Origin of the sequence: Mesorhizobium sp. C264A (genome assembly GCF_040324515.1) — a bacterium.
Classification (GTDB): Bacteria; Pseudomonadota; Alphaproteobacteria; order Rhizobiales; family Rhizobiaceae; genus Mesorhizobium.
Window position 1 is genome coordinate 2816728 of sequence record NZ_JAMYVY010000001.1, and the last position, 13280, is coordinate 2830007.

Sequence of the window (13280 nt, forward strand, 5' to 3'; positions counted from 1 at the left end):
GACCAGGAGTTTTGTCATGCTCCGACTTTGCGGATTCATCGCGGCCTTCATCCTTGCCGGCCTCACAAGCTTCGAGGCCTGCGCCGATCGAAGGGTCGCGCTCGTCATCGGCAATTCCGATTATCGCGACATCCCGGCGCTGAAGAACCCGGCCAAGGATGCCCAGGACGTATCGGCCACGTTCCGGCTGGCGGGCTTCGAGGTTTTCGTCGCCGAGAATCTCACCAAGCAGCAGTTCGAAGGCCAGTTCCGGGACTATCTGGCCGCCGCCGACGGCGCCGATCTCGCCGTCGTCTACTATTCCGGGCACGGCTTTCAGATCGGCGGCGAGAATTTCCTGATACCGGTCGACGCCTCGTTGAAGAAGGCGGCCGATATCGAGGTCCAGGCCATCAAGCTCAACGACGTGCTGGAGCAGCTGCGCTCGAAGTCGAAGATCCAGGTGATCATCCTCGATGCCTGCCGCAACAACCCCTTCCCGCGCAACAATTACTGGCTGCGCGACCAGCTTGTCACCGCCGGCAACACCGGGCTGGCGCAGGTGCGCAGCTCGCTCAACACGCTGATTGCCTTCGCCACCGAACCGGGCGCCGTCGCCTATGACGGCAGCGGCGACCTCAGCCCGTTCTCATCGGCCTTTTCGCGGCGCGCGCTGGCGCCGAACCAGGAGATCCGCACGGTCATGTCGGCGGTGCGCCGCGATGTCGTGCAGGCCACCAACGGCATGCAGGTGCCCTGGGAAAATTCCTCGCTGATCGACGACGTGGTGCTGGTGCGCCGCAGCAACCGGCCTTCGCTGCCGCCAGTGCTGGAGAAGGTGGTGCTGTCGGGGGTCGGCCCCGTCGCCCTCGGCCTGCCGGAGCCGGTCGATGTCGATGGCGGCGCCATCACCGTCAGCATCGAGAGGCCACCCGCAATGGGCCGTTTGATGCTGGACGGCAGAGATGTCGCGGTGGGCGAACCGATCGCGGGCAAGGACCTGCCACGCCTGCAGATGGAGATCCCCAAAGGAGCCGCCACGCAGGACGAGGTGGATATGCTTGCCTATGCCACGCATGACAACTGGGGCGGCGGAAGCCAGGGCATATTGGTGTTCCGCGTCAAGAGCGGCGAAGGTGCGGCGGGTCAGCGGATCATGGCTTCGCTCGAGGCCGAGCAGAAGCAGCAGGTGCTGGAGCGCGGCATCCACATCACCGGCGCTGCCGAAGCAATCGAGAACCGCAAACTTGATGTTCCCGTCGGTGTCGGACCGGTCGCGCTCAATCTGGATTTCCCCACCGACGATCCGGCGGTCAGCCTGAAGGTCACGGGGTATCCGGCAACGGGAACGCTGTCGTTGCCTGATCGAACCTTGTCGCCGCAATCCAGCCTTCTGGCCGGTGAAGTCGACCATCTCCGTTACGAGCCGCAGATCGGCGCCGGCGCGCCGGTCGAGGTCGGCTTCGAAATCCGGGCCGACAGCAGCTCGGCTAAGCCCGCGACAATGAAGCTGTCGCCGACGGTCGATGCCTGCGATACCGCCGCCGGCGAGCCTCTCGACCTGCAAGGGGTGGTGCCCGGCCTGCTGCCGAACGAGATCGGCGCCGGTGCGGTGGCAGCCTGCGAGGCGGCCGTGAAAACCTATCCAGACGTCGCCCGCTTCCACTACGAGCTCGGCCGCGCCCTGCTTGCGGCAGGCAGGGTCGGCGAGGCCAGGTCAGCCATCGAGGACGCCGCCAAGAAAGGCCATGTGCGCGCCGTCTTCGAACTCGGCTATCTCAACGCAACCGGAACCGGAACGACCATAGACCGCACCCAGGCCAACGCTCTCTACAAGGCTGCCGCCGACAAGGGTGATCCTTACGGTATGACCTCGTGGGGACGCGCGCTGTTCAATGGCTATGGCGTCAACCGCGATACGGCCAAGGGCCTCGACCTGCTGCTCAAGGCGGCGGCCATGGGGCACACCTATGCCATGAACGATCTTGCCGCCATCTTCACCGAGGGCCGCAATGGCGTGCCTGCCGATCCGGCCCGCGCCGTCGCCTTCCTGCAAGCGGGGGTGCAGCGCCAAGACATGTATTCGATGAACCTGCTCGGCCGCGATTACCTCGCCGGCCAGGGCATCGACAAGGATCCGAAGACGGCGCAGGCCCTGTTCCAGCAGGCCACCGATCTTGGCCAGCCCTACGCGCCCGGCAGCCTCGCCCGCATGTACAGGGATGGCGCCGGTGTGCGCCAGGACCCGGCGGAAGCGCAAAGGCTGTTCGAACTGGCGACCACGCGCGGCGATCCGTCGAGCGCCTATGATCGCGCGGCGCTTGAAATGGCGAAAGGCGACAAGGCCGATCAGGCTGTCGCGGTGCGCTTCCTGGCATTCGCCGTCGCGCTCGATCTGCGCAAGGAGCTGCCGGACGCCAAAAAGGGCCTGGCGCAGTTCGGCACCAAGCCGAAAACGGCAGCTTTGGACGCCCTGCGTCGAGAGCTCAAGTCGAAGATTCCCGCGTCCGGTTCGCTGGACACGCAACTGGTCAATGCGGCCCGGGGGGTCTGGGAAGAAGCCAATCCGCGTCGGGATTTGTTCTGAACAATAAGGAGGCCATGGTGGGCAAGGCATTCAAGCAGACATTCGGGCAGGCATTCATCGGGATAATTCTATCCGGCGTTCTGGCCGGGCTCATGGGCTGCACCTCGGTGTCGCCGATGTTTGAGCCGGCGCCGCCGGTGAACCATCGCAAAGTGGTTCGCGTAGCACCTCAGCCAAAGGTGGTCAGATACAAGAAGGCGGCCACCGGCAAAGTGATCAAGCCGGCCGAGGAGATCCCGCAAAAGCCGCCCGTGATTCCTTCTCTCGGCGGCAGCGGAGGCGGCGGTGGGGCTGGCGGCGGCGGCGGCGGTTGGGGATGAGATCGTCGACCAAGGGCGCTGCACTCAGCGGCCCCAAAGGGTCTTGCTAAATTCCGCATGAGCCTTGGACAACGTCAAGCCGAAATCGTCCATCCCTGTCGCGGCATCGGTTGGCCAGCGGACAATTCGGCGCAGCGCTGCACGGAAAAGGCAGCGGACGAACGCTGCCAGTGCAGAGGCCACGACCGCCGCCGGATCGAGTCTGCGAGCCGCCAATGCCCGATGGGCCTGTTGTGTTTCGAGATAGCGGGCCAGCGCAATATCGTGACGCGATGGTGCGCCAAGCTCCTGCCGGTCGCGCCCGGGGTCGTCATGCCAGATGGGCCACTCGGTCGGGCCAGGGTGATGCACGGTATCCTCCTGCGAAAAGAGATCCAGTGCGAACAATCTCCTCAAGCGCCGTGAGCAACGCGTGGGAACCTGCGTGATGGAATCGTGAAAAGCGCCTCGGCGGCGGAATAAGTGTTGAAATGGACCGAGCTTGAGCGGATCGTCGTCGCGCTGTGACCGTGGCGGATCCGATGACCGGACCTTATCTTCACCTGCTGGGTGGTTTCGACTTTGCCGGCGTCGGGGCCACGGTTCCAGCCATCAGCCGCAAGGCGCGTGCGATGGTCGCCTATCTCGCGCTGCAGTCGGCGCATTCGCAGTCGCGCGAGAAGCTGGCGACCCTGCTCTGGGGCATCAACAGCGAGGCGCAGGCGCGAATGAGCCTGCGGCAAGCGGTATCGTCTGTCAGGAAGGCCATGCAGACGTGCGGCGGCGGCCGCTTCCTCACCGATGGCAACAGCGTCGCTCTGCATCTCGACGGCCTTGATTTCGACGTCGCGCGGTTCGAGGCGCTGGTCGCCAGCCCGGCACCCGAAGACCTCGAACTGGCGCTCAATGTCTACCGCGGCGACCTGCTCGACGGCTTCGGCCTGAAGGAGGAGCCATTCGAGGACTGGCTGAGGATCGAACGCGAGCGGCTGCGGGCACTGGCCGTCGCGGCGCTCGACAGGCTCGTCGCGCATTATGCAGCGACGAACGATCCTGCCGCATGCGTGCGCGCGGCGGCGCGCCTGCTGGCCATGGACCCGTTGAGGGAGGATGTCCACCGTGCCCTGATGCGCGCCTATGCGGCGCAAGGCAGGACCAATCTCGCGCTGAAGCAATATGAGCACTGCCGCACCGCGCTTCTACGCGATCTCAAGCTGCAGCCGGAGCCGGAGACGCGGCAATTGTTCGAGACGCTGCGCACACGCCGCACAATGGCGCCGGCACGGCCACCCACGACTGATGCGGATGACGCTACCGGCTTCAGCCACGAACTCGCAGCCCCCCCGACCCACTATGTCAAATCGGCCGGGATCAACATCGCGTATCAGGTGACCGGCGACGGTCCGGTCGACCTGATCCATGTGCCGGGATGGGTCTCCAACCTCGACCACGCCTGGGGCTCGCCGCGGCTTTCGCATGTGCACCGGCGGCTCGGCACTTTCTCGCGCCTAATCCGCATGGACAAGCGCGGCACCGGGCTCTCGGACCGCAATGTCGGTCTGCCGACCCTGGAAGAGCGGATGGAAGATGTGCGGGCAGTGCTGGATGCGGTTGGCTCGAAGCGCACGGTGCTTTTCGGCAGCTCCGAGGGCGGCCCGATGTGCATGCTGTTCGCGGCGACCTATCCCGAGCGCACAGCGGCACTCGTGCTCAATGGGGCCTACGCCCGCGGCAGGTGGTCACAAGACTATCCGTGGGCGAAGACAAGCGAGCAGGTGGAAGAGGATCTGGCGATCGTCGAGAAAGAATGGGGAGCGGCGGCGGATATGAGCAACGCGGCGCCCAGTCTGATGAGCGACACGTTCGAGACAGAATGGTTCGCCGCCTATCTCAGGAATTCTGCCTCGCCCGCCGACGCGATCGCCCTGTGGCGCTGGGGAGCCGAAATCGATGTTCGCGACATTCTGCCTGCTGTCCATGTTCCGACACTGATCATGCAGACGACTGGCGACGGCTGGGTGAAGCGGGAAGAAGGACGTTACCTGGCGACGCACATCGAGGGCGCCCGATACATTGAGTTCGCCGGCCGCGACCACGTCATCTGGGGCGAGAATTCCGATCGGATCGTCGACGAGATCCAGGCTTTCGTCACCGGCGCCTTGCCGGCGGCCCCAGGCGAACGGCTGCTTGTGTCGGTGCTGTCCCTCGATATGACGGGCTCGCCTTTCGGCATCGACCCGGCCGAGCGGCACGCCGAAGCGCTCCGTGGCGAACTCCTCGCGGCCGAAGGCAGAGAGATCAGCCGATCGGACGGCAAGGTGCTCGCGGTGTTCCAGCGGCCAACGCGGTCGATCCAGTGCGCGATCGCCATCCGCGATCGCTTGCGGCAATCCGGTGTCGAGGTCCGCTCGGCGGTGCATATCGGCGAGTGCGAGCAGCGGGGCCATCAATTTTCAGGCGCGGCGATCGAACTGTCATCGCGTCTGCTTGACCATGCGCGGCCGGGCGAAATCATCGCATCAAGGACGGTGCGCGATCTCGTGGTCGGCTCCGGCCTGCGGTTCGAGGAGCGTGGCGAAATGGCGGCAAGCGGGCTGCCCGGCGCGTTTCGGTTCTATGCGGTCGATGGTTCGGCTTGAGCCGCTAGGTCACCTCTTCCCTGCCCCGAACCGCAGCCCGTCCATCAGCAGCTTGACCAGCCGGCGCGAGCGGTCGCGCCAGTCCTTGGTGTCGGGGGCCGAGTAGATGCCGCCGAGTGCGTGCAGCACATCGGAGGCGTCGACGTCGCTGCGGATCGAGCCTTCGGCCACCGCCGCCTCGACCAGTTGCCGCAAGGCCAGCGACACCCGGCCCGACATGTCGGAGAACACGGCGGAATTGGTGTTGAACAGGATGCGCAGGCTGGCCGCCAGGCCGCGCTTGGTGGCGATGTAGTCGACGAAGCGCTGCATCCACTGTTCCAGCGCCATGTCGGCCGAATGGTGGCTGGCGAGGTCATCGGCCGCCGCACAGAGCGCCTCGACTTCACGCCGGTAGACCACTTCGACCAGATGCTCGCGGGTTGGGAAATGCCGGTAGAGCGTGCCGATGCCGACGCCGGCCTGGCGCGCGATCTCCTCCAGCGAGGCATCGACACCGTGCTCGGCAAAGGCCGCTGCCGCAACCTCGACCAGCCGGTCGCGGTTGCGCTGCGCATCGGCGCGCAGCGGCCTTGGCGCTGCGGCTTCGCGCTTCTCGTCGGCAATTGCTTGCGACTGCTCGGTCAATTTTTTCTCCACTGTCGATATATGGGGGCTTGAACCCAAAGGGGTAAGTCCCCAACTAGATAAACGGAGGCGCCTCCGTTTTAGTGGAGCAGTCTTATCATATAATCAGGGGAGCCGGTATGTCACGTGTTGAGATTGTGAAGACTGAAGCATCCCTGCCCGCTGGAGAGTTGGGGCGGCAGAGCTGCCAATCTCCCCACTCGTGGGGGAGATGTCCGGCAGGACAGAGGGAGCGCTGTCCCGCCAGCCTATCAAGGCCTGACCAACACCCGCTTGGAAAGGTCTATTTCGACGCATGTAAATCGGGAACGTCGCATTCCTTCGCGCCCCCCTCTGCCCTGCCGGACATCTCCCCCACAAGGGGGGAGATTAGGCGCACCGTCGCCTCTTCCCTTGTCCTCTCCCACTCGAGCCCATTTCAATCCCCTAGCGTCAAGCAACTGGAGCCAGACGCCTCATGACCGACCAAACCAAATCCACCACTATCCCAATCCGTCTCACCATCAACGGACACAGTCACGAACTGCAGGTCGAGCCGCGCGTCACGCTGCTTGACGCCTTGCGTGATCGCCTCGACCTGACCGGCACCAAGAAGGGTTGCGACCAGGGCCAGTGCGGCGCCTGCACGGTGCATGTCGAGGGACAGCGCGTGCTGTCCTGCCTGACGCTTGCAGCACAGGTCGAAGGCCGCGAGATCACCACCATCGAAGGATTGGCCGGCGATGACGGCACGCTCAACGCGGTTCAGACTGCTTTCCTCGACCAGGATGCTTTCCAGTGCGGCTACTGCACGCCGGGACAGATCATGTCGGCGGTCGCCTGCATCCGCGAGGGCCATGCCGGCTCGGATGACGAGATCCGCGAATACATGGCCGGCAATCTGTGCCGCTGCGGCGCCTATCCGCACATCGTTGCCGCCGTGCGCCAGGCGGCACTGGAGGTCGCGTCATGAGGGATTTTTCCTACGTTCGCGCCGATAGCATCGATGCGGCACGACAGGCAGCCGCCCTGCCTGGGGCCATGCTGCTTGCCGGTGGCACGACGCTGGTCGATCTCGCCAAATGCGGCGTGGCCGAACCCGACAGCCTGGTCGACATCACCCATCTCAAAGGGCTCGACGCCATCAAGGTCGACGCTGACAGTGCCATGATCGGCGCGCTGGCCAAGATGAGCCACGTCGCCGACCATGCCGAGATCAAGAGCCGCTTTCCCGCGGTCTCCGAAGCGCTGTGGCAGGCGGCTTCCGCGCAACTGCGCAACATGGCGACCATCGGCGGCAATCTGATGCAGCGCACGCGCTGCCCCTATTTCCGCGATCCCGCGAATTTTTCCGCCTGCAACAAGCGCTCGCCCGGCAGCGGCTGCTCGGCGATCGGCGGCGTCACCCGCGGCCATGCCGTGCTCGGCACCAGCGACGCCTGCATCGCCATGTATCCCGGTGACCTCGCCACCGCGCTGGTCGCCTTCGACGCCGTGGTTCATCTTGGCGAACGCCAGGTTGCCGTCGACGACTTCTTTCTCCTGCCCGGCGCCACGCCCGACAGGGAACATGCCATCCAACCGGGCGAGATGATCACCGCCATCAGCATACCGGCTTCCGGCACTGCCCGGCGTTCGACCTATCTCAAGATCCGCGACCGGCAGTCCTATGAGTTCGCGGCTGCAAGTGCCGCAGTCGGCATCGACTTCGAAGCCGATGGCCGCACCATTCGCGACCTGCGCGTCGCGCTGGGCGGCGTCGCGACGAAGCCGTGGCGGGCGCACGCCGTGGAAGCGGCGTTGAAGGGCAAGGCGCTCAGCGAAGACAGGGTGCGGGCAGCCAGCTTGCTCGCCATGGAAGGGGCGATCGACCACGGCGCCAACCACTACAAGATCGAACTGGCGCCGCGCGTCGTTGCCCGCGCCATCCTCAAGACGGGAGCCATGTCATGACCATTCACGACCCGAGGACACGGCACGGCGACGCTTCGGACGGCACTGCCGATCAGGTTGGCGGGCGGCTGTCGCGCGTCGACGGCCCGGCCAAGATTACCGGTGCGGCAAAATATGCCGTCGAGCAGCAGCTCGACGGGCTAACCTACGGCGTCCTGGTCGAAAGCACGATCGCATCAGGCAAGGTGCGCTCGATCGACACGTCAGCCGCCGAGGCGGCACCTGGTGTGCTCAAGGTGCTGACGCCGGACACCATCATGCCGCTGAAGACTGCATCGGACTGGTTCGGCACACCGCCGCCGGACAAGCCCTACTGCCCGCTGGCGCGCGATATCACCTTTTCGGGCCAGCATGTCGCCGCGGTCATCGCGGAGACCTTCGAGCAGGCCGTTGCGGCCGCAGCCCTGGTCAAGGTCAGCTATGACGAGACGCCGGCCATCGTCGACCTCAGCGACGCCAAGGCGGGCGACGGCATTCCGATCGCCGCCATGACCAAGGAATGGGGCGATGCGCAGGCCGCTTTCGCCGCTGCCCCGGTGCGCGTCTGCGGCGCCTATAACACGCCGCGCGAATACCAGGCGCCGATGGAGCCGCATGGCCTCATCGCCCGCTGGGAGGGCGACAAGCTCACCGTGTGGGAACCGAGCCAGTGGCTCGACGGCATGGCCCGCACCTATGCCGAATGGTTCGGCGTGCCGTTCGAGAATGTGCGCCTGGTCTCGCCCTATATTGGCGGCGGCTTCGGCTCCAAGGCGCTGGCGCTCGGCCATGGCGCGGTGGCTGCTGCCGCAGCCAAGATGCTGGGACGTCCGGTGCGGGTCGTGATGACGCGGCCGCAGACTTTTACCGGCTATGGCGGCCGCGCCGCGACCCGCCAGACGGTGACGATCGGCGCCGACCGTGACGGAAAGATCCAGTCGATCGTGCATCGCGGCGTCAATGAAACGTCGATCGACGGCATGTGGGTCGAGCCTTTGGGCGTGGTCACCTCGATCATGTATGCGACGCCCAACTTCTCCTCGAAGCAGAATGTCGTGCGGGTGAATTCGGTGGTGCCTGGCGCCATGCGCGCGCCGGGCGAAAACCCTAGCGCCTTCGGCATCGAAAGCGCCATTGACGAGCTCGCCTATGAGGTCGGCATCGATCCGCTGGAGATCCGGCTGAGGAATTACGCCGAGCAGGATCCGCACGCAAAAAAGGCTTGGTCGACGCGGCAGTTGCGCGAGGCTTTCGCGGCTGGCGCCGAACACTTCGGCTGGGCCCAGCGCACGCCCAAACCGCGTTCGATGCGCAACGGCAACCAGCTGATCGGCTGGGGCGTCGCCGCCGGCACCTATCCCGTGCGGCGCGCTTACGGCGAGGCCATCGTGCGTATCCTTGCCAACGGCTCGGTCGAGGTCGAAAGCTCCTCGATCGACATGGGCCAGGGCACCTACACGATCCTGGCGCAGACGGCGGCCGAAACGGTCGGCGTGGCGGCCGACCATGTCGTGGTGAAGCTCGGTGATTCCCGGTATCCCCGCGCCGGCGTAGCCGGCGGGTCGCGGCTGGCCGGCGTGATGACGGGCGCGGTCTACAAGGCGGCGACATCGGCGCTCGACCAGCTTGTCGGGCTGGCGATCAGCGATCCGCGCTCGCCCTTCCACGCGCTGCAGGCCAACACGCTGGTCGTCGCCAATGGCCGCATCAGGTCGCCGCGCGGCGATGGTCCCGATGTCTCGATCGCCGACCTGCTGGCCAGCGTCGGCCGCGACCGCATCGAGGCCACAGGCGACACCATGCCGGCGAACTCGACGGCCGAGGATCGCTACAAGAACTACACCACCATCGCGGCGGCGCTGCCGCACACCGAGGGCGACTATTCGCGCCACTCCTGGTGCGCGCATTTCATCGAGGTGCGCGTCGACGAGGATTTCGGCACGGTGCGCGTGTCGCGCGTGGTATCGGCACTGGATTCCGGCCGGCTCTACAACCCCAAGCTGGCCGAAAGCCAGTGGAAGGGCGGCATCATCATGGGCATCGGCCAGGCGCTGCTTGAAGAAGGCATTGTCGACCGCAGGCATGGCCGCATCGTCAACAACAATCTCGGCGACTATCTGGTGCCGACCAATGCCGACATCCCCGATATCGAGGTCATCTCGGTCGGCATTCCCGACCTGCACTCCTCTGTGCTCGGCGGCAAGGGTGTCGGCGAACTGGCCATCGTCGGCGTAGCGCCGGCGATCGCCAACGCGGTGTTCCACGCAACTGGAAAAAGGATACGCGACCTCCCGATCACGCTGGAGAAGTTGATCTAGGAAGCGGCGTGCGTAATCTCCCCCCTCGAGGGGAGATGTCGCCGAAGGCGACAGAGGGGGTCCCCTCTCGTAGATCGCCAACCTCCTTCCGCCGCAGTAGGTCGAGCCCGGTCGGACCACCCCCTCGGCCCTGCCGGGCATCTCCCCCTCAAGGGGGGAGATTGGCAGCTCGCGCGCCTCGGCTACCAGTCGAGCTTGAACGCAAGTTTGCCGAAATGCTGCCCGCCTGCCGACATGTGCGCGTAGGCTTCGGCCGCCTGCTCCTGGCTGAACACCTTGTCGACGACCGGTTCGATGCGGGCGGCGGCGATGGCGCGGACGGCGGCGCGAAGGTCAGATACCGACCCGGTGTTGTTGCCGACCACCTTCAGCGCCTTGATGATGATCGGCAGCAGGTCGACCGTGGCCTCGGCGCCGGTGACGAAACCGATGGTGAACAGCGTGCCGCCAGGCGCGGTGGCGTTGACGGCGCGGGCGAAGGTGGCGGTGCCGGCGGTCTCGACGACGAGGTCGGCGCCGAGGCCGCCGGTCAGTTCCAGCACCTTGCCGTCCCAGTCGGGCGTTGCGCGGTAGTTGATGAGATGATCGGCGCCGAGTGCCTTCGCCCGCTCCAGCTTCTCGTCCGACGAAGAAGTGATGATGACGGTTGCGCCGGCGGCTTTCGCCAGCTGAAGGGTGAAGATGGAGACGCCGCCGGTGCCGAGCAGCACGACGACCGAGCCCGGCCCGACATCGGCGGCGCGGACGGCGTTCCAGGCGGTGGTCGCGGCGATCGGCAGGGTCGACGCCGCCTCGAAAGAGAGACGGGCCGGTACCGGCACGAGCGAGTTGGCCGGCAGCGCGACATATTCGGCGAGCGACCCCGGCAGCGAAATTCCGCGCATCTGCGTCATCTCGTTAGGCCGGGGCGGACCGCCGATCCAGCGCGGCTTGGCATGGGCAACGACGCGATCGCCGACGGCGAAATCCGTAACGCCCTCCCCCAGCGCGACGATCTCGCCGGCGCCGTCGGCGACGGGAATGAGCGGAAAGCCGGGCACGCGATAATTGCCGCTGGCCACCGCCACATCGACGAAATTCAGGCTCGCGGCGCGCTGGCGGATCAGCACTTCGCCGCGCTGCGGTTCAGGCGTGGCAATGGTGGTGGCGCGAAAGGCGTCCAGCTTGGCGGCGGTCAGTTCGATGGCTTTCATGGCTCACGCATTCCTGTTTAAGGGGTCAATCGTCAGGATTGAGTGAAGCTATCTGCTGCGCTACAAGCAGATAATCTGGAATTTTTACATTTGAATCCTGTGCTTTATGCAGCAATCACACGACCCCGCCAGCCTTGCCGAAATGGCCGCCTTTGCGGCCATCACGGAAGCGCGCTCCTTCACCAAGGCAGCGTTGCGCGTCGGGCGCGACTCGACGGTTCTGTCACGCCGCCTGCAATCGCTGGAGGAGCGGCTCGGCGTGCGGCTGCTGCACCGGACCACCCGAAGCGTGTCGTTGACGGAGGCCGGAGCGGAGTTCCTGGTGCGTGTCCGCGCCATCCTGGCCTCGGTAGACGAAGCTGAGGCTGCTGCTTCCGCGCATGCCAGCGGGGCTCCGCGGGGCTTGCTGCGGCTGGCGATGCCGGGAACCTTTGGCCGTATGTGGATCGGGCCGCTGCTGCCGCAATTTCTAGCGACGTTCCCGGATGTCCGCATCGAGGCCGAGTTCTCCAACCGGTTCGTCGATCTCGTTGCAGAGAACTTCGATGTCGCCGTCCGTCTCGGCGCGCTGGAGGACTCGCGCCTGGTGGCGCGCAAGATCGCGACACGGCGGCGGTTGCTGTGCGCTGCTCCCTCCTACCTCGCCCGCCGGGGCACGCCGGAAGCGCCGGAAGCGCTCACAGAACACGCCTGCCTCGGCTTCTCCGGCTTCCAGACCTTTCCAACCTGGGAGATGACCGACAGTTCGGGACGCCGCGTCAACGTCGACGTCTCGGGGCCGATGGTGTGCGACGATGCCGAGGTGCTGGTCGAAGCCGCGGTGCAAGGCCTCGGCCTGATGATGAGCACCGACTGGCTTGTCGGACGCGAACTCGCCGACGGACGGCTGGTGCCGGTGCTGGCGGACTGGACGCTGGCCGACGAAGGCGCGGTCTATGTCGTCATGCCCTCGGCCAAGGGACAAGCCGCCAAGACACGCGCCTTCGCCGAGTGGATCGGCAAGCGCTTCGCGCCGGAGCCGCCCTGGACGTCGAGGCCGGTCTCAAAGGCTTGATCAATGGGGCGCGCCGGGGGCTAAGACGGCATATGCCGCTGTCACCAGGCCTTTTGTCCTGTATGATCTCGTTGAATGTAGCTTGGGAGGGGATCATGCAAAGTGCATTGGCGAAGTTCATGATGGCAGGTTCCGTTCTGGCCGCGCTGCAAGCCGCGCAGCCGGCTTTTGCCGCATCCTGCAACTGGAGCGCCAAGATGGAAGAAGACGAAGGCGGCAGCGTGCTGACGGCTTCGGTGTGCGGCGGACCGAAGGCCGATGCGCATCTGATGCTCGTCTGTTTCGACAAGCCGGTGCTGAGCTACGATCTGGGTGCGGCCGGCCAGCAGCTGGAACCCGGCATCAGCGCTTCCTTCACCTTCAAGGGCGGTGACAAGAGCGTGACCAAAAAGCTCGACCTCGAGGCCATGTATAATTACTTCACGGCTGAGCTGAGCAAAGACGATCCACTGCTCGGCCTGTTGCGCGGCAAGGGCGACGTCACGGTTACGGCCGACAAATATGGCGAGAACAGCTTTCCGCTGACGGGCTCGAGCGCTGCGATCGGTAAGGTGCTGGCGCAGTGCGGCAAAAGTTCGGCCGGCGAAGCGGACTGAAGCTCCCTACTTTCGACCACGCAGCTTGGTCCCGCGCCTCCATCAGGGCAAAGCCAAGCAGGTTCTCGCCGCGCCCG

Annotated in this window: 11 protein-coding genes; 8 read left to right on the plus strand and 3 right to left on the minus strand. The window is 65.6% G+C overall.

The features are described from left to right. The first annotated feature begins 16 nt into the window (after window positions 1-16). Window positions 17-2566 (plus strand): caspase family protein, encoded by a 2550-nt coding sequence (locus NKL04_RS13870; protein WP_023703063.1) that lies wholly within the window; start codon window positions 17-19, stop codon window positions 2564-2566. A 14-nt stretch (window positions 2567-2580) separates the two neighbouring features. Further along, a complete protein-coding gene (locus NKL04_RS13875; RefSeq protein ID WP_023703064.1) occupies window positions 2581-2886 on the plus strand; it encodes a hypothetical protein in 306 nt (101 codons plus the stop codon). Window positions 2887-2910: 24 nt separating this feature from the next. Here the strand turns inward: NKL04_RS13875 and NKL04_RS13880 are convergent, their stop codons facing one another. Continuing rightward, on the minus strand, window positions 2911-3273 hold the full coding sequence (locus NKL04_RS13880; RefSeq protein WP_023672522.1) for a hypothetical protein: 363 nt from the start codon (window positions 3271-3273) through the stop codon (window positions 2911-2913). 134 nt (window positions 3274-3407) lie between these two features. Here NKL04_RS13880 and NKL04_RS13885 point away from each other — a divergent pair, with 134 nt between their 5' ends. Next, on the plus strand, window positions 3408-5504 hold the full coding sequence (locus NKL04_RS13885; RefSeq protein ID WP_031209920.1) for an alpha/beta fold hydrolase: 2097 nt from the start codon (window positions 3408-3410) through the stop codon (window positions 5502-5504). 9 nt (window positions 5505-5513) lie between these two features. Here the strand turns inward: NKL04_RS13885 and NKL04_RS13890 are convergent, their stop codons facing one another. Beyond that, window positions 5514-6131, minus strand: a complete 618-nt coding sequence (locus NKL04_RS13890) for a TetR/AcrR family transcriptional regulator (protein ID WP_023709407.1) — start codon at window positions 6129-6131, stop codon at window positions 5514-5516. A 457-nt stretch (window positions 6132-6588) separates the two neighbouring features. Here NKL04_RS13890 and NKL04_RS13895 point away from each other — a divergent pair, with 457 nt between their 5' ends. The 3 genes from NKL04_RS13895 to NKL04_RS13905 are packed head-to-tail and all read left to right on the plus strand — an operon-like array spanning window position 6589 to window position 10360. Further along, on the plus strand, window positions 6589-7083 hold the full coding sequence (locus NKL04_RS13895; protein WP_023703066.1) for a (2Fe-2S)-binding protein: 495 nt from the start codon (window positions 6589-6591) through the stop codon (window positions 7081-7083). Next, on the plus strand, window positions 7080-8063 hold the full coding sequence (locus NKL04_RS13900) for an FAD binding domain-containing protein (RefSeq protein ID WP_023703067.1): 984 nt from the start codon (window positions 7080-7082) through the stop codon (window positions 8061-8063). The genes NKL04_RS13895 and NKL04_RS13900 overlap by 4 nt, the downstream gene beginning before the upstream one ends. After that, complete coding sequence (locus NKL04_RS13905; RefSeq protein WP_352723783.1) at window positions 8060-10360, plus strand: xanthine dehydrogenase family protein molybdopterin-binding subunit; 2301 nt, start codon at window positions 8060-8062, stop codon at window positions 10358-10360. Before NKL04_RS13900 ends, NKL04_RS13905 begins: the two co-directional genes overlap by 4 nt. A 182-nt stretch (window positions 10361-10542) precedes the next feature. On the opposite strand, the gene NKL04_RS13910 is transcribed toward NKL04_RS13905, so the two are convergent. Next, a complete protein-coding gene (locus tag NKL04_RS13910) occupies window positions 10543-11553 on the minus strand; it encodes a zinc-dependent alcohol dehydrogenase family protein (protein WP_023703069.1) in 1011 nt (336 codons plus the stop codon). A 106-nt stretch (window positions 11554-11659) separates the two neighbouring features. Between NKL04_RS13910 and NKL04_RS13915 the strand changes: the two genes are divergently transcribed. Further along, window positions 11660-12607, plus strand: coding sequence for a LysR family transcriptional regulator (locus tag NKL04_RS13915; RefSeq protein WP_023688979.1), 948 nt, complete (start codon window positions 11660-11662; stop codon window positions 12605-12607). 95 nt (window positions 12608-12702) lie between these two features. Then, the gene (locus NKL04_RS13920) at window positions 12703-13203 is read left to right on the plus strand and encodes a hypothetical protein (protein WP_023713519.1); all 501 of its coding nucleotides are present in this window, start codon (window positions 12703-12705) and stop codon (window positions 13201-13203) included. The last annotated feature ends 77 nt before the right edge of the window (window positions 13204-13280 follow it).